The 23,379-nt window shown below is 34.3% G+C and carries 22 protein-coding genes; 13 read left to right on the forward strand and 9 right to left on the reverse strand.

The features are described 5' to 3' along the window. Nucleotides 1–5: 5 nt before the first annotated feature. The 9 genes from HNQ00_RS01615 to HNQ00_RS01655 all read right to left on the reverse strand — a co-directional run bounded on the left by HNQ00_RS01615 (nt 6) and on the right by HNQ00_RS01655 (nt 7,002). Entirely contained in the window at nt 6–404 is a 399-nt protein-coding gene (locus tag HNQ00_RS01615) for a hypothetical protein (RefSeq protein ID WP_173836429.1), read from the reverse strand. Between the two features lie 289 nt (nt 405–693). Beyond that, the gene (locus HNQ00_RS01620; RefSeq protein WP_173836431.1) at nt 694–921 is read right to left on the reverse strand and encodes a hypothetical protein; all 228 of its coding nucleotides are present in this window, start codon (nt 919–921) and stop codon (nt 694–696) included. Between the two features lie 59 nt (nt 922–980). Then, nucleotides 981–2,126, reverse strand: a complete 1,146-nt coding sequence (locus HNQ00_RS01625) for a HEPN-associated N-terminal domain-containing protein (RefSeq protein WP_254598416.1) — start codon at nt 2,124–2,126, stop codon at nt 981–983. A 634-nt stretch (nt 2,127–2,760) separates the two neighbouring features. Then, nucleotides 2,761–3,672 carry a DUF6731 family protein gene (locus tag HNQ00_RS01630; RefSeq protein ID WP_173836435.1) on the reverse strand — a complete coding sequence of 304 codons (912 nt, stop codon included), beginning with the start codon at nt 3,670–3,672 and terminating at the stop codon, nt 2,761–2,763. 341 nt (nt 3,673–4,013) lie between these two features. Continuing rightward, nucleotides 4,014–4,649: an NAD(P)H-dependent oxidoreductase gene (locus HNQ00_RS01635; RefSeq protein ID WP_173836437.1), complete on the reverse strand. Its 636-nt coding sequence runs from the start codon at nt 4,647–4,649 to the stop codon at nt 4,014–4,016. Nucleotides 4,650–4,678: 29 nt separating this feature from the next. Next, nucleotides 4,679–5,101: an organic hydroperoxide resistance protein gene (locus HNQ00_RS01640; RefSeq protein WP_173836439.1), complete on the reverse strand. Its 423-nt coding sequence runs from the start codon at nt 5,099–5,101 to the stop codon at nt 4,679–4,681. Next, nucleotides 5,098–5,523: a MarR family winged helix-turn-helix transcriptional regulator gene (locus tag HNQ00_RS01645; protein ID WP_305793624.1), complete on the reverse strand. Its 426-nt coding sequence runs from the start codon at nt 5,521–5,523 to the stop codon at nt 5,098–5,100. The genes HNQ00_RS01640 and HNQ00_RS01645 overlap by 4 nt, the downstream gene beginning before the upstream one ends. Nucleotides 5,524–5,920: 397 nt before the next feature. Next, complete coding sequence (locus tag HNQ00_RS01650) at nt 5,921–6,481, reverse strand: hypothetical protein (protein ID WP_173836443.1); 561 nt, start codon at nt 6,479–6,481, stop codon at nt 5,921–5,923. A 74-nt stretch (nt 6,482–6,555) separates the two neighbouring features. Further along, complete coding sequence (locus HNQ00_RS01655) at nt 6,556–7,002, reverse strand: NanQ anomerase/TabA/YiaL family protein (RefSeq protein ID WP_173836446.1); 447 nt, start codon at nt 7,000–7,002, stop codon at nt 6,556–6,558. Nucleotides 7,003–8,061: 1,059 nt separating this feature from the next. On the opposite strand from HNQ00_RS01655, the gene recG reads away from it, so the two are divergent. The 13 genes from recG to HNQ00_RS01720 all read left to right on the forward strand — a co-directional run bounded on the left by recG (nt 8,062) and on the right by HNQ00_RS01720 (nt 23,166). Continuing rightward, nucleotides 8,062–10,167, forward strand: a complete 2,106-nt coding sequence (gene recG, locus HNQ00_RS01660) for an ATP-dependent DNA helicase RecG (protein WP_173836448.1) — start codon at nt 8,062–8,064, stop codon at nt 10,165–10,167. Nucleotides 10,168–10,433: 266 nt separating this feature from the next. Beyond that, the gene (locus HNQ00_RS01665; protein ID WP_173836450.1) at nt 10,434–11,495 is read left to right on the forward strand and encodes an efflux RND transporter periplasmic adaptor subunit; all 1,062 of its coding nucleotides are present in this window, start codon (nt 10,434–10,436) and stop codon (nt 11,493–11,495) included. A gap of 39 nt (nt 11,496–11,534) precedes the next feature. Next, nucleotides 11,535–14,630 carry an efflux RND transporter permease subunit gene (locus HNQ00_RS01670; protein WP_173836452.1) on the forward strand — a complete coding sequence of 1,032 codons (3,096 nt, stop codon included), beginning with the start codon at nt 11,535–11,537 and terminating at the stop codon, nt 14,628–14,630. Continuing rightward, the gene (locus HNQ00_RS01675) at nt 14,611–15,942 is read left to right on the forward strand and encodes a TolC family protein (RefSeq protein ID WP_254598417.1); all 1,332 of its coding nucleotides are present in this window, start codon (nt 14,611–14,613) and stop codon (nt 15,940–15,942) included. Before HNQ00_RS01670 ends, HNQ00_RS01675 begins: the two co-directional genes overlap by 20 nt. Before the next feature lie 63 nt (nt 15,943–16,005). Next, complete coding sequence (locus tag HNQ00_RS01680; RefSeq protein ID WP_173836454.1) at nt 16,006–16,863, forward strand: bestrophin family protein; 858 nt, start codon at nt 16,006–16,008, stop codon at nt 16,861–16,863. A gap of 117 nt (nt 16,864–16,980) precedes the next feature. Then, a complete protein-coding gene (locus HNQ00_RS01685; protein WP_173836456.1) occupies nt 16,981–17,322 on the forward strand; it encodes a hypothetical protein in 342 nt (113 codons plus the stop codon). 247 nt (nt 17,323–17,569) lie between these two features. Further along, entirely contained in the window at nt 17,570–18,190 is a 621-nt protein-coding gene (locus tag HNQ00_RS01690) for an FEKKY domain-containing protein (protein ID WP_173836458.1), read from the forward strand. Between the two features lie 387 nt (nt 18,191–18,577). After that, nucleotides 18,578–19,375, forward strand: coding sequence for a DUF1853 family protein (locus tag HNQ00_RS01695; RefSeq protein ID WP_173836460.1), 798 nt, complete (start codon nt 18,578–18,580; stop codon nt 19,373–19,375). Between the two features lie 230 nt (nt 19,376–19,605). Further along, nucleotides 19,606–20,157 (forward strand): TetR/AcrR family transcriptional regulator, encoded by a 552-nt coding sequence (locus HNQ00_RS01700; protein WP_173836462.1) that lies wholly within the window; start codon nt 19,606–19,608, stop codon nt 20,155–20,157. Nucleotides 20,158–20,231: 74 nt separating this feature from the next. Next, entirely contained in the window at nt 20,232–21,161 is a 930-nt protein-coding gene (locus HNQ00_RS01705) for an alpha/beta fold hydrolase (RefSeq protein WP_173836464.1), read from the forward strand. Nucleotides 21,162–21,185: 24 nt separating this feature from the next. After that, nucleotides 21,186–22,046: an SDR family oxidoreductase gene (locus tag HNQ00_RS01710; protein ID WP_173836466.1), complete on the forward strand. Its 861-nt coding sequence runs from the start codon at nt 21,186–21,188 to the stop codon at nt 22,044–22,046. 56 nt (nt 22,047–22,102) lie between these two features. Continuing rightward, entirely contained in the window at nt 22,103–22,666 is a 564-nt protein-coding gene (locus HNQ00_RS01715) for a GNAT family N-acetyltransferase (RefSeq protein ID WP_173836468.1), read from the forward strand. Nucleotides 22,667–22,767: 101 nt separating this feature from the next. Further along, complete coding sequence (locus HNQ00_RS01720) at nt 22,768–23,166, forward strand: DoxX family protein (RefSeq protein ID WP_173836470.1); 399 nt, start codon at nt 22,768–22,770, stop codon at nt 23,164–23,166. The last annotated feature ends 213 nt before the right edge of the window (nt 23,167–23,379 follow it).

Here is a 23,379-nt window from a genome sequence, read left to right on the forward strand (position 1 = left end):
TCCCTTCATTGGCTACCATATTTTTGAAGTTTATTTTCTTCCATTAAAACTCTATCTAAGGTCAAAGCATATAAAGTGAACCGAATTTCATTCTTATCTGCTGTGCTTTTCAAAAGATTTAAGTATTTCTTACGTGTTTCAAAAGTTGCATGTTGAATGACTTCCCACGCAACATCGCTTTCTGTTTCTCCAACCAAAGATTTTCCTGGATAACCATATTTTTGAATAATTTTCTCAATTTTTAAAAGATTAATTGAATCATTTTTCATCATACTTTTCACAAGAATTTCTTTCAATCCAATATCATCAACTTTAAATAATTTTTTAAGTGAATCACTCTTTGACTCATAATCATCTTTAAAAAAATAAAGCCTTCTAAATATTTGGTCGTCTTTATTAATCATGTTCAATTCATTTTTTAATTCTTCATTAACTTTTATCTAAGCCGATATTAAACTTGAAATGATTACTAAAATTGCTGATAAAATTATTTTCATTTTTTGTATTAAGTTATTTACTTCGTATTTTTTTTACCATGTTGTATTATAATTCTTGACTTAATTATTTAGCGGAATTCCAAGAGGATATTTTCAGTTTTTTACTAACGTTCAAAAGAAAATCTATGCTTAATTTAGTACTAAATTCGCAATAGTAACAAACGGATGTTATAAGCTCTTCTATTTGGATAATTATTTAAAAATCAAGCTCATCAAAATCTTTTATATTAGAAAGTCTTATCAGTTGTTTACTATTTATTCGCTCCCAAGTTTCTTTAAAATTATCAGTCGTATAGTTATCTCCGTCCACATCTTTATTTAGATTGTCTCTTGTTAGTTTCTTTCTTGTCAAAAAATTTATACTTACCTCATATTGTGGTACTGGACCTCTACTTGAATAGGAATTATAGCCAATAAGCTCCATATCTCCATTTTGATACCTAAAGGTATAGCTCCAACTACCGTATCTTCCATGTCCATAACTTATATATAGTTTTTTATTTTTTCTACACTTAATTCTATTAATTCAAGATGTTCCATACATTCTTCATTATTCCAAAATATTACTGACGATGATTCCAATTTGTTTTTTGAAGAAGGATAAACAATTCCTTCTATAATGTTTTGTCTGTTCTTATTAAATGGATACCTAAAGTATTCTGTAACTACTTGAGTTGGGACATATTCAATATGTTCTTTGCCATCTTTTTTTATTTCATGTGTAAAATCTCTAACTAAATCATAAAGGAAACGGATTAAATAATGTGTTTTCACTTTCTTAAAATCAAAAATACTTGGAATATTAGGAAGTCTATTAAAGTCAATAACATAGATTTCCTTTTTTAGTTTAAATTTTGAAATTGTGATAGAGTCTTTTTTCTTATCTTCTCTACTTATAGTTTCTAAAAAAGCTGTGGTTGGGTCGAAAGCAGAATATAACATAGAAATTCCTGATGGACTAAACCTATTTGGATAAATTGCATATTTTTCAGGTGGTGCAACTAATTTTTCTTTTTCAATAACGACTTTGCTCGAATGATGTTGTCTACATCGATAAATAATTGTACCTTTTTCTATCTTTTTTATAAGATTAAGTGATTTAGTTATTTGACCGACCTCCTTTAAAATAGTAAATGCTTTTTGACTTTTCTTTGAAGATTGATTTTGTTGAAATAAATATCTTGATTTGTGTTTTATTAAGTCTTTGAAAAAGCTCCATTGGTACATTAATTCGTCTCGTTCAGTCTCATAATACATATCAGGTTCAGACCAAGCAATATCATCAATTGAATTTACAATATCCTCTGTTAATTCAAATGGGTCAGTTTCCAAGCCAATTTGCTCTTGAATTAACTCATTAGGATCGAAAGTATTTCCCAAATATCCACCTTCACGTCCGTTGTAGCTCATAAAATTTCCTGCATCTTCATAGAAATTTGAAATTCCTAGCATCATAAATTCTAATAAACTCTCAAGACTTACTACTTTCAATTTTTTATCGCAATAATCGCAATATCCAATATTATAATTTTTCTTTATAAAACTTTTGATTGCGCTATCATCAATATGCTTTATACACAGATTTTTATCTGGAATATTACTAATGTTTCGAGCGTTCAGTTCAATCATTCTTTGTTTGTTTTGTCCCAATAAAATTTGTTAGATTTTTTCATCTCATTCTCGATTCTGTGGTAAAATTACGCACAATGTAAAGTCATTTTGAGATGGCTGGAAGTTCGTAACCGGTGAATTTTCGGCTTGACGAAGACTTGATGCGAAACGCTAATTCCACTAAATTCCAGCTATATCAAAACGGCTGTTGTGAGCAGTTTTTTTTTACTCTGTTGACATAATTTTTAAAAACGTTTTCATAAAGTTTAATGATATTAAAAACGATAAAATATTTAGGAAAAATATAGGATAAATAAGTGCTTGATGATTCTTAAAAATGTCCTCAAAAAGAAATGTAAATATTGAAAAGATAACAGCTATAAAACCTGAATAAATTGATTTTTTTAGGGATGAATTTAGCGATTTCATTCCGCCAGATTTACGAATAAATTCCATTTTTTCATTTCTTATAGAATGTAACAAAGTTGAAATGGTTAGTAAAAAACCGATAATAATACTAAATGTTGTTATAAAAAGCTCAAGGAATTTTGAGTAATTTAATTTATGACAATAATGAATTGATACATAGTAAATTATAAAGGTTACTAGCATTGAAAGAATAATATTCAATATATTTTCAGATTTCGTCATTTCATTTTTGGAGTTTTTCTAATTCCTCTCTATATGCTAAAAAATCACCTTCTAATTGATCGTACTTAATTTTTATTTGGAAGCTTCCAATTGTTCTAGTTTTTTCAATGTTAATTTTAGTTATTAATCTATTTGAAATTAAATCAAATATATGATTATTTTCTGAATCAACATCAACGCCAGTAATTCTTAAATTTTGAACTAACGTTTCTTTTTTATCTGTTTTATATAACCATTGTGCTAATTGTCTAACGCTTGAAAGTGAGAGTGTTTTTTTTCTGGAACGACCATTCGAAATGATTATTTTGGCAGAAGAACCTTTTAAATCTTGCATTAATTGCAAAATATTATTTGCATTTTTTTCATTGGGCTTTAAAATCCCCATATCATTATTTGGAATTGCTAAATCCATTTCTAAACGAGTATATTTATTTGAATTTAAAAATTTATTGTATTCGTTGGGTAGTACAACAAATTTTAAATGACAATTTACTAATTCAAAATTCTTCATTATAAAATCTTCAACAGATTTTTGTGAAGTCCCTGGTTTTTTTGATTCTAATCCAATAATTCTTGTTATTCTATCGTAGATAAATGAACTGTCAAAACCAAGACCATCAAATTTTCCTATTTTTAATTCTGAGGGTTTATTTTCAATGTCATTAAATGAAGGAGGGATGTTAGATGTTTGATTATAAACAAAAGTTCCTAAAACATATCTATTATGCCTCTCTTCTAGATCATAAATATTTATATAACCATCAGAATGTGGAATACGTGTATAACTATTTTTTTTAATAAATATGTTCTTGTCACAATATTGAAAAAAGATATCCTTTTCCTCTGGATTTAGTCCCTCATTATTTGGAAATAATTGATAATAATAAACATTAGTGTATTTTATTTCACTCATATTTTATGTTTTTTAGTTGTAAAATTTTGCTAAATATCATATTCGGTTTTAAAATTGCTCACAACTATATAACACTATCATATAGTTATTCAATTTAAAATTTTCTTTACCCACCCAAAAACAAAAATCCACAGCAAAAGGAAAGTGTACTCTCTTTTTGTTGTGGATTAATTTTGTTTTTCCGTGGTGTTCAAATATAGCTTTAATTAATTTACTTTAGAAAGATAAATCTTAAAAAAATGATTTTCGATAAATAGTGAAAACAAAAAAAGTCCAAATCAAAAATACATTTGATTTGGACTCTTTACTATTTCGAAAAAAATAATTGTTGGTATAATTTCTTATTTAAATTCAACAACAAATTCTTCTGTTGGAGTTCTCACTTTTTTCATTTGTCCAATCCAGTCGTTTGGAGCATCTGCGTACCCTACGTACATTAGAGAAACACTTTTTAAACCTAATTTGTCAAGTTCTAAAATTTCGTCTACAACGCTATTATCAAAACCTTCCACTGGTGTGCTGTCTACTTTTAATTCTGCTGCTTGTGCTAATGAAAGTCCAAGAGCAATGTACGTTTGACGTGCGATATGAGCAAAATTCTCTTCGGCAGATTGAGCCAAATACATTTTTTTCAACATATCAGTATAACTACTGAAACGACCTCTTTCTAAACCGCGTACATCTGTAGTGTGGTTGTACACTTTATCAATACGCTCTTCAGTATAACGATCCCATCCTGCAAAAATAATTACATGCGAACAATCTCTCATGCACTCTGGATTCAAAGCACCTTTTACTAATTTTTCTTTCAACTCTTGATTCTCAACTACAAGAACTTGAAAAGCTTGCAATCCTGATGATGTAGGCGCTAAACGAGCTGCTTCTACAATTTTATCTACATCTTCCTTACTTACTTTTTTTGTAGGGTCGTATGCTTTTACCGCGTGTCTCCAGTTTAAATCTTCTATTAAAGCCATTCTTTTATTTTAAAAATTGATTATTATTCTTAGTCGTTTGATACGGTTAATTTAACCGGCATGTTTCCTCTTGTCGCATTAGAATACGGACAAACATTGTGTGCTTTTTCGATTAAATCTTGCGCTACTTCCATAGTAACACCTGGAATATTAGCGTGTAATTCTGCTTCTAGTCCAAAACCTCCAGCATCATTTTGTCCAATACTTACTTTTGCAGAAACAGTTGTTTCTCCTGTAGTTATTTTTTCGTTTTTGATCACCAGGTTCAAAGCGCTATCAAAACAAGCTGAATATCCTGCCGCAAAAAGCATCTCTGGATTAGCAAAATCTTCGTTAGCGCCACCTAATGCTTTTGGGTGTCTCACTTCAACTTGAAGCACTCCGTTTTCACTTTTTACTTGTCCGTTTCTACCACCTGTAGCGGTAGCTTGTGTTGTATATAATGTTTTCATTTTTTTGTATTTGTTATTTTGTGTATAATATTTTTCAAATTTTCTAAATCTTCTATCGAAATCCCCATCGAAGCCACCATTTTTTCTGGTATCGCTTGTGCTTGTTCTCGCAAAGATTTCCCTTTTTCAGTTAAGCTAATGTTCACCGATCGCTCATCAATTGTACTTCGCACACGAGAAACAAACTCTTTTTGTTCCATTCGTTTAAGCAAAGGAGTCAAAGTACCGCTATCCAGTTTTAACTTCTCTCCTAGTTGGTTTACCGTTTGCTTGTCTTGTTCCCACAAAACCAACATCACCAAATACTGCGGATAGGTAAGTTCCAACTCGTCTAGCAAAGGACGGTATTGATTAATAATTTCCTTAGCAAAAACATAGACCGGAAAACAGAGCTGCTCGTTAAGATGTAATTGATCTTTCATAGTTTCCATTTCTGAGTACAAAGATAGTGCACAATTATATTGTGTACAATTTATATAAATTAAAGTATTGTTAAAATACAGTTTACATTGTAGGACTGTGAATCGTAGAAGCAGTAAAAAAGCAAAAATATAAAGGAAATTTTCGAATAGTAATCCTTTTTACTCTTGCCTCATTGCATAATAAAAAAAGACAAGCTACAATTAAACGCTATAAGATACCAAGTACCATACTTTGTTAGTAAAAACTATTGCGGTTTACAAGAGTGAATTCGCAACTGCTGCCGGCATCATGATTTCTACATTTACACTAGGATAAAACGTATTGTAAAAAATGCAATAAAAATTTTATAAATCGCAATCATTGTCTGCTGTTACAGTTTTTATTTCCGTTTTATTACTAAAATAAGTTTACTATACTAACCAATAGCATTAGACCTAGGACAAATGGCAGAAAGAAAATGATTAAACTGATTATTGACCATAATATTGGGCTTTTGTTGGTATCGATTTGATTGCTAACTTTTACTCTAATTTCTGCAACGGTTAATTTAGTTATATCTATTTTTTTGATTCCACACGTTAGCGCATTTCTCATAGTGAGACCGTTTTCAAATGCTTTTAAAGTAGATTTGTTGTAAAATAAAACGCCTAAACCCATAGCCCAAAGAGTTAAAAGCCAAGGTATAATTAATTTCCCCCAACCTCCAGAGGCAATTTCCCAAGCAGATACTGCACTTTCTCCTCTCCAGGAGGTGTTATTTCCAGTAATTATGTGATGAATATCGTGCAGATAAACGTTATTTTTTCTGCTATCGAAGTTTGGAATTGGGATTGAAAAGAAACCAAATTTTATCCAAGCAAGCTTGTTATTTATTCCTCCATCTTCACCAAAATCATTGACATCATAAAATTCTTGGATTGCCTCTCCCACCGTTTTATTAAAAGCTATTCTATCCATATGCTCTATGTGTTGTAAGTTATAAAGTAGTTGGCAAATGCGCAACAGTAGAAGAAATCACTAGTACAAAAGTCCTATATCTGAACTTTCACCACTACCTTTTTTACTTTAGATGATTGTCCATCTTGAACACAAGGACGGTGTAAATCATCTGGAAAAAACACGGTAAACATACCTTCGGTTAATTTAATGTAAGCGGTCTCCCCTTCATAAAACGTGTAGTCTTTGTCCACATCGCTAGACACAACTTTCTGGTCTTTTTTAGTGATGACTCCCATCAATTCAGTTCCCGAAATCATATACTGAATATCAATATACTTAGTATGTCCCTCTAAGACACAATCTTTTATTTCCTTAGTGTCATACTCTTGAACAATCGCAAAAACCGCTTTTTCGGCAATATCATACGTTCCAGAAGCAAGAGCAACCAAATTATTATTCGCTAAAAATTCAAATCCTTTTGCAAGTCTTTCTGTAATGCCTGCGTACAGTTTATAATTTTCTATTTTATCTAGTATCATTTTTGGAATTGTTTGTTTAGTTATTAGTGCTATTACAAAAGTGTTAAAAAATACGATGCCATTTAAAAAATAAGTGATTTTTATTTGATAGTGAAGAGGAAAGAGCCAAGAGTGAAGAGGAAATATCTAAAGACCACAGATTACATCAGACAATCCACGGCAACTTTAAACTTTAAACCTGAAACTTTTAGAAATAGTGAACAGGAAAGAGCCAAGAGGAAAGAGTCAAGAGAAAATGTCTAGAGCGCGCGGATTACTAAAGACAATCCGCGGCAACTTTAAACTTTAAACCTGAAACTGTAAACCCTAGAGAAAAGTGAAGAGGAAAGAGTCAAAAGGATAGAAAAAATGTATAGAGACCACAGATTACCAAAGACAATCCAAGGCAACCTGAAACTTTAAACTTTAAACCTGAAACTCTGCCACGGCAACTTTAAACTTTAAACCTGAAACTTTTAGAAATAGTGAACAGGAAAGAGCCAAGAGGAAAGAGTCAAGAGAAAATTGTCTAGAGCGCGCGGATTACTACAGACAATCCGCGGCAACTTTAAACTTTAAACCTGAAACTTTAAACCCTAGAGAATAGTCAAGAGCAAAGAGAAAATGTCTAGAGCGCGCGGATTACTACAGACAATCCACGGCAACTTTAAACTTTAAACCTGAAACTTTTAGAAATAGTGAACAGGAAAGAGCCAAGAGGAAAGAGTCAAGAGAAAATGTCTAGAGCGCGCGGATTACTAAAGACAATCCACGGCAACTTGAAACTTTAAACCTGAAACTTAAAACCCTAGAGAATAGTGAAGAGCCAAGAGCCAAGAAGAACCATCTAAAGAGCACAGAATACTAAAGACAATCCAAGGCAACCTGAAACTTTAAACCCTATCAAATCAACCTGAAACCTGAATCCCTACCACGTCCAGCATAAACTTTTAACGTTAACCCCAAATGCTTTTCCAGATTTGCAAACAATAAACTATCTTCGCTTTTCATAACGAAAATCAATTTAAATCTGCGTTTTTGCTTTTGTAAATCCGTTTTATTTGCGTCCAATTCAACAAAATGAACAACCTCCTACTTACTCCCATAGAATATTTAAAAGGTGTTGGTCCCAGTCGGGGCGAACTTCTTCGTAAGGAATTGGGGATTCATAAGTATGCAGATTTGATTAATTTTTATCCTAATCGCTATATTGATCGCACGCGGTATTACAAAATCAACGAATTACAAAACAATGTAGCCGAGGTGCAAATCATCGGAAAAATTGTCAACGTAAAAACAGTGGAATTTGGTAAAGGGCGCAAACGTCTTGTGGCAACTTTTGTAGACGATACAGGCCAAATGGAATTGGTTTGGTTTCAAGGACATAAATGGGTACGCGAATCATTAAAAATCAATGAGGTCTGTGTAATTTTTGGGAAATGCAGCTCTTTTAATGGAGCATACAATATGCCGCATCCTGAAATTGAACTACTTAGCGAACATGAAAAGAGTTTGCGATCAGCGATGCAACCCGTGTATCCGTCAACAGAAAAACTCACCAATCGTGGGATTACAAACCGTACGATTAACAAAATAATGCAGCAGCTGTTCATAGAAACGCATACGCTGTTTACAGAAACTTTACCTGATTATTTAATTGCTGAATTAAAGCTAATCTCTAAAAAAGATGCATTAATCAACATTCACTTTCCTAAAGGCAGTGACGCTTTGGCGAAAGCCCAATTCAGATTGAAATTTGAGGAATTATTTTTCATCCAACTGCAATTGATAACAAAAAATTTGATTCAGAAACACAAGATTAAAGGACACCCTTTTTCTATCGTTGGAGAATTCTTCAATGGTTTTTATCAAAATCACTTGCCGTTTGCTTTAACGGGTGCACAAAAAAGAGTGATCAAAGAGATTAGAACAGACATGGGGAGCAATGCCCAAATGAATCGTTTGCTGCAAGGTGACGTAGGTTCAGGAAAGACAATTGTTGCCTTTATGACCATGTTACTTGCACTGGATAATGGCTTTCAGGCTTGCTTAATGGCACCTACAGAAATCCTAGCTAACCAGCATTTTATAGGTTTAACAGAACTCGCTGAGCCACTCAATATCAACATTAAATTATTGACGGGATCAAGTAAAACTGCCGCCCGTAGAAAAATACACGAAGAACTTGAAGATGGAAGCCTGCAAATTTTAATAGGAACCCATGCCCTACTCGAAGACAAAGTAAAGTTCAAAAATCTAGGACTGGCTGTGATTGATGAGCAGCACCGTTTTGGGGTGGAACAACGCTCTAAATTATGGAAGAAAAATAGTATTCCGCCACACGTTTTAGTGATGACGGCCACTCCTATTCCTAGAACGCTAGCGATGAGTTTGTATGGCGATCTTGATATTTCTGTGATTGACGAATTGCCTCCGGGTCGAAAACCAATACAAACCGTACATCGTTTTGACAGCAACCGTTTGAAGGTATGGAAATTCATTCGAGACGAAATCGCCCTAGGCCGCCAAATCTATATTGTATATCCTTTGATACAAGAATCAGAAAAGATGGATTACAAAGATTTAATGGACGGTTACGAGAGCATTTCGCGTGATTTCCCGTTGCCTGATTATTCGATTTCGATCCTTCACGGAAAAATGAAACCCGCTGATAAAGATGCCGAAATGAAGCGCTTTAGCGAAGGTAAAACCAATATTATGGTGGCTACCACAGTTATTGAAGTGGGAGTGAATGTACCCAATGCTTCGGTGATGATTATCGAGAGCGCAGAGCGTTTTGGACTTTCACAGTTACACCAGTTGCGTGGTCGCGTAGGTCGTGGTGCCGATCAAAGTTACTGCATCTTGATGACGAGCCATAAATTAAGTGCCGATAGTAAAACTAGAATGGAAACTATGGTAGGTTCAAACGACGGTTTTGAAATTGCCGAAGTCGACCTTAAACTTCGTGGTCCAGGAAATTTAATGGGAACCCAACAAAGTGGTGTTTTAAATCTACAAATTGCTGATATTGTAAAAGACAGAGATATTCTTGCGCTTGCTAGAAGTCACGCCATGAAAATTTTGAAAAACGATGCTCCATTAGAAAAACCAGAGCACGCAGCACTTAGAACGGTGTATATCGAACTAACAAAAAAGAAAAATATCTGGAATTACATCTCGTAATGCCCACTTTGATTTTTTTTGATCTTTTTTTCACTAAAAGTGAAACAATTTCCCTCTTTTAACGTCTAATTTTGAGTATTATCGAATGCTTTGCATAAACGACGCAATGGACACTATAATTACACCTTATTTATAACCAACTGATTGTTAGTTATACAATTTATTTGGAGGTATAATTGTATCAAGTCTGCCGTTTCATTTTGCAGGCATTTGTACGCATATTAGACCATTTATTAAAACACATACATTCCTTTTTTATCTACATTATGAAAATCAAATACATTATTTACACCCTATTAATTGTTGGTTTTGGTGCCTTTATAGCCTACCGAATTAGTAAAAACAATGCTAAAGACGAAGGACCGCAGGATAAAGGAGGCAAATCTAAGGCCATGCAGCTATCTGGAATTGTGGTTCAACCAGAAAGTTTTGACAACAATTTGTCTTTATCAGGTTCGATAGAAGCTAATGAGCAAGTAGAAATACGTTCAGAAGTGTCAGGAATTGTAGAGAGCATTAACTTTCAGGAAGGCGCTAATGTCACTAAGGGACAATTGCTTTTTAAGGTTAATGATAACGAACTAAGAGCGCAGTTGAGCCAAGCGACAACTAAAGAAAACTTAGCTGGTGAGAATGAGCGCAGGGCTAAATTACTACTTGAAAAAGAAGCGATTAGCCGTGAAGAGTACGATGTAGCCAGAGCCGAATATGCTTCAATGAGAGCGCAAAGCCAATTAGTGAGAGCGCAAATTGCAAAAGCGTCAGTGCGCGCCCCTTTCTCTGGTCGAATAGGTTTGCGTTCTATATCAAAAGGAACTTATGTGACGCCGTCCATTCTAGTGGCTAATCTTGTAAACATAGGAAAACTGAAGATAACCTTTTCGATACCTGAAAAATATGCCAACCAAGTAAAAAACAACACTGAATTAAAATTTAATGTTTCAGGATCTACAGATACGTATACTGCAAAAGTGTATGCGATAGAACCGTCAGTAGAAACTAGCACGCGTACGCTGCAAGTACGTGCCATAACAGATAATAAAGACGGTAAATTACTACCTGGAACTTTTGCTAATGTTGAGTTGCCTCTTGATGTAATTAAAGACGCTATTGTAGTACCTAGTCAAGCAGTAATTCCGGTACAAAATGGTAAAAAAGTGTTTATCTCTAATATGGGTAAAGCTAAAGAAATCATGGTGGAAACAGCAACAAGAACAGATGCTTCACTGCTCATACTATCTGGTTTAAAGGCAGGAGACACTGTAATTACAACTGGAATAATGGTCTTGAAAAATGATACAGCAGTACAAATTAGTATTAAAAAATAGCGTTTTGGCGTAAGCCGTATTAAAAAAATATAAAACTAAATGAGTTTATCTACATTAAGTATTAAAAGGCCGGTGATGACCATTGTGATGAACATTACAATTGTGTTGTTTGGAATAATTGGGTACAGCTATTTAGGTGTGCGTGAATTTCCTTCTATTGATCCTGCTCAGGTTTCAATTCGAACAAACTATACGGGAGCCAACAGTGATATTATTGAATCTCAAATCACAGAACCGCTCGAGAAAGCGATCAACTCTATCGACGGAATACGTAATATTACCTCTTCTAGTGCCCAAGGAAGTAGTTCGATTACTGTCGAATTCAATCTAGACAAAGACCTAGAAGAAGCTGCAAATGATGTACGTGATAAAGTCTCACAAGCCATTCGTAGTTTGCCGCAAGACATTGATGCACCGCCCGTGGTTTCTAAGGCTGATGCCAATAGTGATGCGATTATATCCATGACAGTACAAAGTGATTCTCGATCGCCATTAGAATTAAGCGACTATGCCGAAAATGTGATTTCGCAACGTCTTGAAACGATTCCAGGAGTGAGTGGTGTACAAATTTGGGGACAAAAAAGGTATGCGATGCGTTTATGGATTGACCCTGTGAAGCTAGCTTCGTATGGATTGACTGTTGCCGAAGTACGCACTGCATTAAACAAGCAAAATGTAGAATTACCTTCAGGAAAACTTACGGGTGATAATACTGAATTGACTGTGAAAACCGTTGGAAATTTGGCTACAGCCGAAGAATTCAACAATATCATTATTCGAACAGAAGGAGAAAAAGTGGTACGTTTAAGCGATGTAGGAAGAGCCGAGTTAGGACCTGAAAATATTGAAACTAAATTAAGCCAGTCTGGTTTGCCCTTAGTGGGACTTGCCATTGTACCCCGTCCAGGAGCAAATTATTTGGATATTTCTAAAGCATTTTATATCGAATACGAAGCTTTAAAGAAAGATTTACCTAAAGACATTCAATTGAACATTGCACTTGACAATACCATATTTGTAAAAAAATCAGTGCTTGAAGTAGCAGAAACCTTAGGGATTTCTATTTTTCTGGTAATTTTAATCATCTATTTATTTTTTAGAGATTGGGCAATTGCGTTTCGTCCTTTGATTGACATACCCGTTTCTTTAATTGCCACCTTCTTTATTATGTGGTTGTTTGGGTTTTCTATTAATGTATTGACACTGCTAGCGATTGTATTAGCCACCGGACTAGTCGTTGATGACGGAATTGTAGTCACCGAAAACATATTTAAAAAAGTCGAGGAAGGCATGACTCCTATTGAGGCAGCAATTAAGGGGTCTAACGAAATTTTCTTTGCAGTGATTTCGATCTCAATCACCTTAGCAGCAGTATTTTTACCTGTAATTTTTCTCGAAGGCTTCGTGGGCCGACTCTTCCGAGAGTTTGGTGTGGTGATAGGTGCTGCAGTGTTAATATCAGCCTTTGTATCCCTTACGCTTACCCCTATGTTGAATGCCTATTTAATGAAAGGTGGCGAACAGAAGAAATCAAAATTTTATATTGCAACAGAGCCCTATTTCCAAAAATTAAATAGCAATTATGCCACTGCTCTAAGTAAATTCATGACAAAAAAATGGTGGAGCTTTCCTATTCTTTTTGCTTGTTTTGCGCTGATATTTGTCTTTTATAATTTGTTACAAAAAGAAACCGCACCATACGATGATAGGAGTTCGTTAATTTTAAGAATGACCGCACCTGAAGGATCTAGTTATGAATATACTGATCGCTTTATGCAGGAAATATCAAAACTTGTAGACGACTCTATCCCTGAGAAAAAGGTAAGCTTGGTCATTACTTCTCCCGGTTTTGGATCATCATCTGTAAACAGTGGATTCATTCGATTATCACTTGAAGAGAAAGAAGACAGGAAATTGTCACAAGAAGAAATCGCAGAGAAACTAACCAAGTGGACCAAGCAATATCCTGACGCTCGAACATCAATACAGCAACAACCTACAATATCAGTAAGTCGTCGTGGTGGTCCCCCTATTCAATATATTATTCAAACACAAAGTTTTGCGAAGCTGGAAGAGAAGATTCCGCAGTTTATGGAAGAAGCAGGAAATGATCCTACATTCTCAATGACAGATGTGAACTTAAAATTCAATAAGCCAGAGATAAATGTTACCATAGATAGAGAAAAAGCAGAAAGTTTAGGAATATCTGTAATTGATATAGCGCAAACTTTACAACTATCCTTAAGCGGACAACGTTTTGGGTATTTTATGAAAAAGGGGAAACAGTATCAGGTCATTGGTCAATTTGATCAAAAAGACCGATCAAAACCACTAGATTTAACTTCGATGTATGTAAAAAATAACAAAGGAGAGCTGATCCAGATGGACAACATTGTAAGCACCGAAGAACAAAGTCAGCCACCACAGTTGTATCACAACAACCGATTCATGTCGGCTACGGTATCTGCAGCGCTTGCTCCAGGAAAAAGTATCAGCGACGGAATTGCAGCCATGGAAAGAATAAGAGCTAAAGTACTTGACGATACTTTTACCACTGATTTAGGAGGAGAATCCAGAGATTTTGTAGAGAGTAGTTCGAATACTTCCTTTGCTTTTGGCCTTGCTTTATTATTGATTTTCTTGATTCTAGCAGCACAATTTGAAAGTTTTATTGATCCCTTTATAATCATTTTAACGGTTCCCATGGCGGTAGCGGGAGCGTTATTCTCGCTATGGTTATTTGACCAAACATGGAATATCTTCAGCCAGATTGGGACCGTCATGTTGATTGGTTTAGTAACAAAAAACGGAATTCTTATAGTCGAATTTGCCAATCAATTACGAGAACAAGGAAAACCAAAATTACAAGCAATTCTAGAAGCATCAGAAGCGCGCTTGAGACCTATTTTAATGACTAGTTTAGCGATTTCACTAGGAGCATTACCTATTGCAATGTCTTTAGGAGCAGCTTCTACCAGTAGAATTGGTATGGGAGTTGTAATTGTAGGCGGAACTATATTCTCGCTGGTACTGACGCTTTTTGTTATCCCTGCTTTATATTTAATGTGGTCTAAAGCCCGCAAACACTACCCAGAATTTGATCACATTGAAGAATATGAAAAAGAAAGTAACTAAGATGCGTTATAATAAATTAGGTACAACATTATTACTGCTTGTTTTATGCATGATGCAAGGACACGCACAAGAAATTTTATCGCTAGAAGACGCGATAAAAATTGCCCTAGAAAACAACTACGAAATTAAGATAGCCAAAAACGATCTTAAAGTAAGCGAGACTAATGTGAGTGCGGGAAATGCCGGCATGCTACCAAAAGCTACCGCTACAATATCCCAAAATAACAACTTGCAAAACCTATCTCAAACTAGAGCAGATGGCACAAAAACAAGTTTAGATAATGGTAACAGTAATAGTTTAAACTATGGTGTAGGACTAGGCTGGACAGTATTTGACGGTTTTAAAATGTTTGCTAGAAAAGAGCAGCTAGAGCAACTTCAAAAATTAGGCGAGACACAATTAAAGCTAACCATTATTACAAAAATTAGTGATGTTCAATCTGCTTATTTCAACTTAGTGCAGCAGCAGCAGCAGCTGGCTGCCCTAGATACCACTATTGTGATTTCGAATCAACGCGTGAGCTTAGCTAAGAACCGTTTCACCATAGGAAAAGCATCAAAATTAGAGGTTTTGAATGCTCAGGTAGATATCAATACAGACAAAGTAGCCTTGCTAAGACAGCAGGAATTGTACAAAAATTCTAAGATTACTTTAAACCAAATCCTAGCGAGAGATACGCAGCTCGATTTTAAAGTCGAGGACCATTTTGAAATAGCCAGTCGTCTTGATTTTGCTGAATTAAAAGAACTGGCAGAAAAGCAAAATCCACAAATAGAGTCTTTAATTATCGCTAAGAAAGTCGCCGAATTAGAACTTAAACAAGTTAAAGGCGGCCGCTACCCTACCGTTGCTGTTAATACAGGCTATAATTTTGCCCGCAATGAATCTAGTTTGGGTTTCACCACACAGTCCTCAGCACGAGGATTGAACTATGGATTTAGCGCATCGTTAAACTTATTTGACGGATTTGCACAACGCCGAAATGAAAAGATAGCGGGCTTACAAATTGACAATGCTGCACTGCAAATCGATCAACAAAACCTCGCTTTAGAAAGTCAATTGGCGACAGCCTACCAAACCTATTTGACCAACTTAAAATTGATCACGCTAGAAGAGACTAATGAAGGAATTGCTAAGCAAAACCTAGATATTACGCTAGATAAATTCCGTATTGGGACAATCACTACAATCGAATTTAGAACTGCACAGCTTAACTATGTGAACGCCAAAGTGCGCTACAGCGATGCACAATTTCAAGCTAAATTATCTGAAATTGCTTTGAAAGAATTGGCAGGAACAATAAATTTTTAAGTTAGTTTTGTACTACTTGGAACTGTCTTACTACTAGCATTTTTAACTTTCGATTTACACTACATGATTTCTTATAACCCAAAAGACTGGATTACTTTTATTTTTCGTTTCCATAAAGCGGACACCTTTCGACAATTGATTCCCATGATGATTTTCATTGGTTTGTATTCTGGAGGTATCGCTTATCTCGAAATTGAATATTGGAAATTATCGCAAGATAGCCACGTCAAGAACATTTCTATCATGCATGGGATGCTCGGTTTTGTGATTTCGCTATTATTAGTTTTCCGTACTAATACAGCTTATGATCGCTGGTGGGAAGGCCGTAAAATTTGGGGAAGCCTAGTTAATAATTCTCGAAATCTTGCTTTAAAGCTTTCGGCAATACTTCATGATGAAACAGATCGTGCGTTCTTTAGAAAAATCATTCCAAGTTATGCCTCGATTTTAAATAAACATTTAAAAGATGAAGAAACGAGCAAACAACTCTTTGAAGATGTAGTTCTTGAGCACCACAAGCACAGACCCAATCAGGTCGCTAAAATATTGTTCCATAAAATAAATGACCTTTACAATTCAAAAAAAATCACAGGCGACCAACTTATCATTATCAACCACGAAATCCAATCGTTTACTGATATTTGTGGTGCATGTGAGCGAATTAAAAACACGCCTATCCCGTATTCTTATAGTAGTTTTATAAAAAAATTCATTTTCTTTTATGTGATGACGTTGCCTTTTGGTTACGTTTTCAATTTGGGTTATTATGTGATTCCCGTTGTTGTGTTCATCTTTTACGTTTTGGCAAGTTTAGAACTTATCGCTGAGGAAATCGAGGACCCTTTTGGCCATGATGCTAACGATTTACCTACTAGAAAAATCGCCGAAAACATCAAGCGCCACGTAGAAGAGATATTGTAATTATCAGTGTTGGTACGAGGTATAAACCGCATAATTATTTGATAATAATAGCACTTTAATCAGGACACAACTTGCAAACTCATAGCTAATTACTATAAAAAATAAACCTAAAAAAAAATGAAATACGCTGAATTTAATATCGATAATAAAATCGTAGAATTCCACAACACAATGATTGGATTCGAAAAAATTATAATAAACGATCAAACGGTTTCTAAAAAGTACTCATTTTCTGGAGTTACTCACCAACTTCCCTTTAAAGATTGTTATTTAGAATCAAAGTATGTACAATTTGGTAATCGAAAAATAGCGCTAACCCTAATTAAAGATGGCAATATAATAGATGAAAAAACGATAGCAACGAATACAAAGCAACGCATTTTTTGGATGATGATTGGAGTCCTTTCGGGAATTGTAACGTACCGATTTCTAAACTACATAGTACAATTTGCAAATTAGTAGTGGGGCTGAAACAGTAAAGTAGCTATTGGATTAACAATAACATTACTTCCAGTGTAGTTCTCTTAAAGTGCCTTCAAATGTTCCTGCCCTATCAAACAAAGACTGACATCGAGAAAATAACTATATTTTAAATTAATTATAAAAACGTCACAATTTATCGTATTTTAGTCGGGGAAAAGCACTGCTTGTTTAAATAAGCTGTAATGCTAATTCCTAACCAAATAGAAAACTAATTAAAAAAACTATGATAAAAACTTTCCTTACCTTAATTATCGCCTTCTTTACTGCAACAGTATTTGCCACTGAAATTGAAGCAACCGTTGTTTTTGAAAATCTCACAAATAGAGAACTAACATCTGGACAGTTGATTATTATCAACACTAATACAAAAATTGATGTTACCAGCGCCAAAACTTTCAAAATAAAATTAGCTGCTGAAGGGAAATACTCATTCACATTTGTGGCAGAAGACTTTAGCGTATACACAACATATCCTGAGTACATAGATGCTAATAAAAATACAATTACTATTAAACTATTGAATAAATCAGAAGGTGTAACAGATTTTAATATGGAAGCGCTTCCTTCTACCTTAACTGAAAAATCAACAAGTCTTGAAATTGAAGATTTAATTATAGAAGGTTCTGTGAACTTTATTATAAATGGATTAGATCAAACCATTCCGGCATCATACAAAGCTTTTAAAGGGAAATATGGTATTGGTGCTACTAAAGAAAACTGTAAAATAGCAGCCGCAGTAGGCGATAAAGCCAAAGCAAATAATGAAATTATTGCGAAATTTTTAAATGACAAATACGGCGACAATTGGTTGAAAGAACTAGATGCTAAGCCATTTGGACTTTAAGAATGTATTTATAAATTAAAGTCATCACTTGATGCTCTTTACTTAATCGAGGTTCAATATTATTTTATTGCCATAAGCAATGAATAGTATTGAACCTTCTTTTTTACTCTAAACTTAGCTGTTACAAAGCCGATCTTAAGGAGGAATGTGAGATCCTTTCCATCTCTTAATAGGTAATACTATTTAATATTTTCATTCGGTTTAAAGTATTATATCTTTTAAACGTCTTACCATAGATGGGCATATTGAAAAATAGGCTAATGGGCATCTTATCAATCTTAGAATAAGCAATTAGTAACAAGGTCCTTTACCCCTCCTACGATTTCAAAAAATATAATTGTTAACTTTATAGTGTCATTCCTTATGTCAAAACCAAATTTGTAGCTCATGAATACTAAAGCAAGAATCAAGTCAATTAGAGAAACTGCTAATCTAGATCGCTCTATTACTGGCCTTCCATCGTTTCAATTAGATGATTTAATTATTGCCGAAGACTTAGATTTTGACTTACCTAAAAATATTCGATTAGGTCATTTGGCTGAAAAAGTAGTTTCAGAGCTGATTCACTCTTCCTCAAATTATGAAATCTTATACGAGAATGTCCAAATTATCGAACAGCAGCAAACCATTGGAGAACTTGATTACATAATTAAAAACAAGCAGACTCATCAATGCTTTCATTTAGAATTAGCATATAAATTCTATCTACTAGATCCATCGCTGTCTTCTCACCTAATTGAAAATTGGATAGGTCCTAATCGAAATGACTCACTTAGTGACAAATTAAAGAAGCTAGAATCAAAGCAATTTCCTTTACTATACCATAAGCAAACGACACAGCAACTAAGCGATTTAAACCTACAAACTATGGAACAAAGATTGTGCTTGTTAGCATCACTCTATGTTCCCTATAATTTTAAAGGCATGCTGCCAATCGCTATACAAATAGCGGTGAAGGGATACTATATAAACTTAGCTAAATTTCTATCTATCCATCAAGAAGATAATCAATACTACTTACCCTCTAAAAAGGAATGGGGGATTGATCCAAGTACAAATGAAATTTGGCATGAATTAATACCTATTGAAAAAACCTTAAAAATTAATATCGAAGAAAAGCAAGCACCCTTATGTTGGCAAAAAAAAGGCGATGAATATGCACAGTTTTTTATTGTGTGGTGGTAGTCCCGCTACTGTTCTAGATTTAATTTACATCAAGTAATCTTATGAAAATAACGCGAACTATATAGCCCTGATGGCAACGGCATCCTCTTGCGTTGCCTCGCATAAGTAAGAGATACAGTGTACAGCAGGATTATTCGTGGTTGTTTATAAAATTATCCTGCTCTTAAAAATTTTAAAAAAAACAAGAATATCATTTGGAATATATATTCCAAATGATATATCTTTGTACCATGACAAAAAAAGATTCTATAGTACTTGCTGCGTTACAACTGCTTGCTGAAAGAGGGGTACATAATACGCCAATGTCTGCTGTAGCAAAGGTTGCAGGATCTGGAATGGGAACAATATACAACTACTTCCCTACAAAAGAGGTGCTAATAAATGATATTTATGTGTTTATAAAGCAGCGAGAGTTAAGCATGTTTGCTCCTTTTGAATTAGATATGGCTGTCAAAATACAGTTTGAGCAATATTTTAAATCGATTATTACTTTTTTTAGGGAAAACACAGCCTACTTTAGGTTTATGGAGCAATTACAAGCTTCGCCAATAATTACAGAGGAAAGTAAAAATAGTGGTTTAATTGCAGTAAAATCTGTATATGATCTTATCGAGAAGGGCAAGCTAGATGGCATTATAAAAGAAATTGATACAGCAGAATTGATTCAGTTTGTAGGTGGTGCAGTGCTATCATTCTTGCGCAATCATGCGAACAACACTATGATGACAGAAAATTTAATAAACAACCATATTAAAATGACTTGGGACGGTATCAAGGCATAAAAAAATTTCCATCTATTTTGGAACGAATATTCTATCCAAAACAAGCTAAATACAATTAATTAAATTAATAAAAAATGAAAAAAGCATTAAAATACATTGGACTGACAATAATAATTGCACTAGCAGCGGGATTGACTATCTTCTATTTCTTTCCACAGAAAATTATTGATACTACCAATTGGACCTATAGCCAAGAAGCAAAATTGGAGAAGAAGAGCATTGTCATTGATAACTATACCGTAAACTATTATCAAAGTAAGACTTGGGACAAAAAGCAAACGCTAGTGCTATTGCACGGCATGGGAGATGATAAATCTAGCTTTTTGCAATCGGCAATAGAATTATCTCAAAAATATAACTTGATATTACCAGACCTAAATGGACATGGTGAGAATGCTAAAGATAAGGACCGAAATTACTCCATTAAAGGCCAAACAATATTTTTAAATCAATTTTTTAAAGCTTTAAAAATTAATTATTTTTATTTGGGAGGCAACTCAATGGGTGGCCACACTGCACTTGCTTATACACTTAATTATCCTGAAGAAGTTAAATCGCTAATCTTAATCAATGCTCCGGGAGTGACACTTGATGACCACATTGTCTATGGAGGTTTTGGAAAACCGATGAAAACTGCTGAAGATCTTAATAAAGTACTAGACCGTGTTTTTTATAAAGCACCAGAATTACCCGCACCTATCGCTAATTACATGATAGAAACCATCAATAATAACCTTGATTTTGTAGATCACGTATTGGTGCCTTCAATTGTTAAAGGAGCTGATTTTAATCTAAAGAATAGTATTCATAACATAGGAGTACCTACCTTAATACTGTGGGGTAAACACGATAGTGTTGTGAAAGCAAATGTACCCATCTACTTACATAAAAACATAAAAAACAGCAACTTAGTTTACATCGAAAACGCCTCGCACTCTCCTCAATTAGAGCAACCAGAGGTAGTAGCAGAAGCTATTATAAGCTTTTTGAATGAAGTAAAATAAAAACAATTTAAAGTATAAAAAATCATGAAAAGAAATGTATTAATCACCGGAACATCTAGCGGAGTTGGATTTGAAAGTGCCCTATTATTTGCACAAAAAGGATACAAAGTTTATGCTACCATGCGCAATTTAGAAAAAGCAACTGAGTTACAAACTAGAGCTGAAATTGAAAAACTCGATATAACCATTCTTCAGCTAGAGGTAACTTCGATTGAATCAATCAATGCAGCAGTAGCAACTATTATCGAAAAAGAAAGACACATTGATATACTGCTTAACAATGCAGGAGCTGGCTTTGCTAAAACTACGGAGCAAGCTACCGAAGCCGAAATAAGATGGGTGACCGATGTTAATTATTTAGGTGTTGTGTTTTGTACACAAGCTGTTTTACCCTATATGCGTGCACAAAAATCAGGACAGATTATAACATTAACTTCGGTAGGAGGATTAGTGGGACAACCTTTTAACGAACTCTATTGTGGGGCAAAATTTGCCGTAGAAGGATTCATGGAAGGATTAGCTACCTATGTCTCTGATCCATTTAACATCAAGATAAGCTGCGTAGAGCCAGGAGGAATTACTACCGAATTTATGAAAACAGCAATAGGAAAAACTACTGTTGCGGGTGAATTTGCTACAGGAGAATATGCCCCTATTTTTGAAAAATATAGAACTGCTAGCCAAAAACGTGCTTCCGAAAGTACTACTTCTGTATATCAAACTGGTTTAGAAGTGGCTAAGGTTGTCATGAATGTAGCTGAAACTGAAAACCCACCTTTACGCATTAGGACTTCACAATGGGCTGAGGATTTTTGTAGATTGAAAACCCAAGCAGATCCAGATGGAACCTTACTAGTGGCACAGCTAAAAGATAGCTTTTTATAAAGCATATTTGAAGTAATTACCGTAATTTTAAATACATAATTACACAAACCTAACGAATGATTTTTAGAAAAGCGACCATAAACGATGCTCCTGAAATTGCTGAGTGCTTATTACTGGCAATGGACAGCATCGTTTTTGTATTTATTGGAAAAGAAGATCCGAAAGCTGCACTAACTTTCATGCGACATTTTACTGCTCAGGAAAATAATCAGTACTCTTATCAAAATTGTTTTGTGGCCACAATCGACACTGTTGTAGTTGCTGCAATTAATATTTATAATGGTGGAGCCTTGCCTGAATTACGCTCACCTATTATAAAGTATTTAAAGGACACTTATGATAGCCAAATCACTATTGAAGATGAAACACAGGATGGCGAATGTTACATCGATACTTTTGGAGTAAAGCAAAACCAACAAGGAAAAGGAATTGGTAGCGCATTATTATCTTTTATAATTGATCGGTTTGTCACAACTCAAAAACAGACACTAGGATTGCTTGTCGAAAAAGAGAATTTTGCAGCGATGAAACTCTATAAAAGTTTAGGGTTTACATACGTATCTGATAAAATATTAGTTGGCAAAAATTTATCTCACTTTCAAATTCAGCCTACTTTCTAAATTCAATACAAAGCTCAATTACACTTATGAAAACTGCTATAAATTAAAATAGTATATTAGCTCTACAGAATTTTATATAAATCAAATTTTAATTATTTACTATGAGGAAAGACAACGATTTAGGACTATTTATTTTAAGAGTAGCAGTGGGATTATTAATGTTATTACACGGCATTGCAAAGATAGGTCACACGACATTTATTGAAGGAATGCTAACCGAAAAAGGCCTTCCAGAAATTATGGCATATGGTGTCTACATCACCGAAATTCTAGCACCTATTTTAATTTTGATAGGTTATAGAACGCGATTGGCAGCTGCTGCATACGTTTTTGGAATCTTATTCATAATTGGCTTAGTGCATTCTCAAGAAATATTTCTACTCAACCGCAACGGTGGCTTAGAGCTTGAGTTACTAGCTTTGTATCTATTAGGTGGTTTAGCGCTATTCTTTACCGGTGGCGGAAAGTTAGCCGCTTCTTCTTACAACAAATGGGACTAATGCAATTGCAAAAAGTGTAGTAAAAACTTGTTTTTAGGAACAAAATGATAACACAATAGCTAAGGACAAACCAACACTTTATTCACATCTTCCATTTTCTATATTTTACCATTTTACACCTAAAACAGCATAAAAAATGCGTAATTCTGCTATTTTTTACTTATATTTACGAAATAACCTTTCAAAAAGGCTCAAAAACGTTTTGGATCTTAC

Source organism: Flavobacterium aeripolare, assembly GCF_013294025.1.
Lineage (GTDB): Bacteria > Bacteroidota > Bacteroidia > Flavobacteriales > Flavobacteriaceae > Flavobacterium.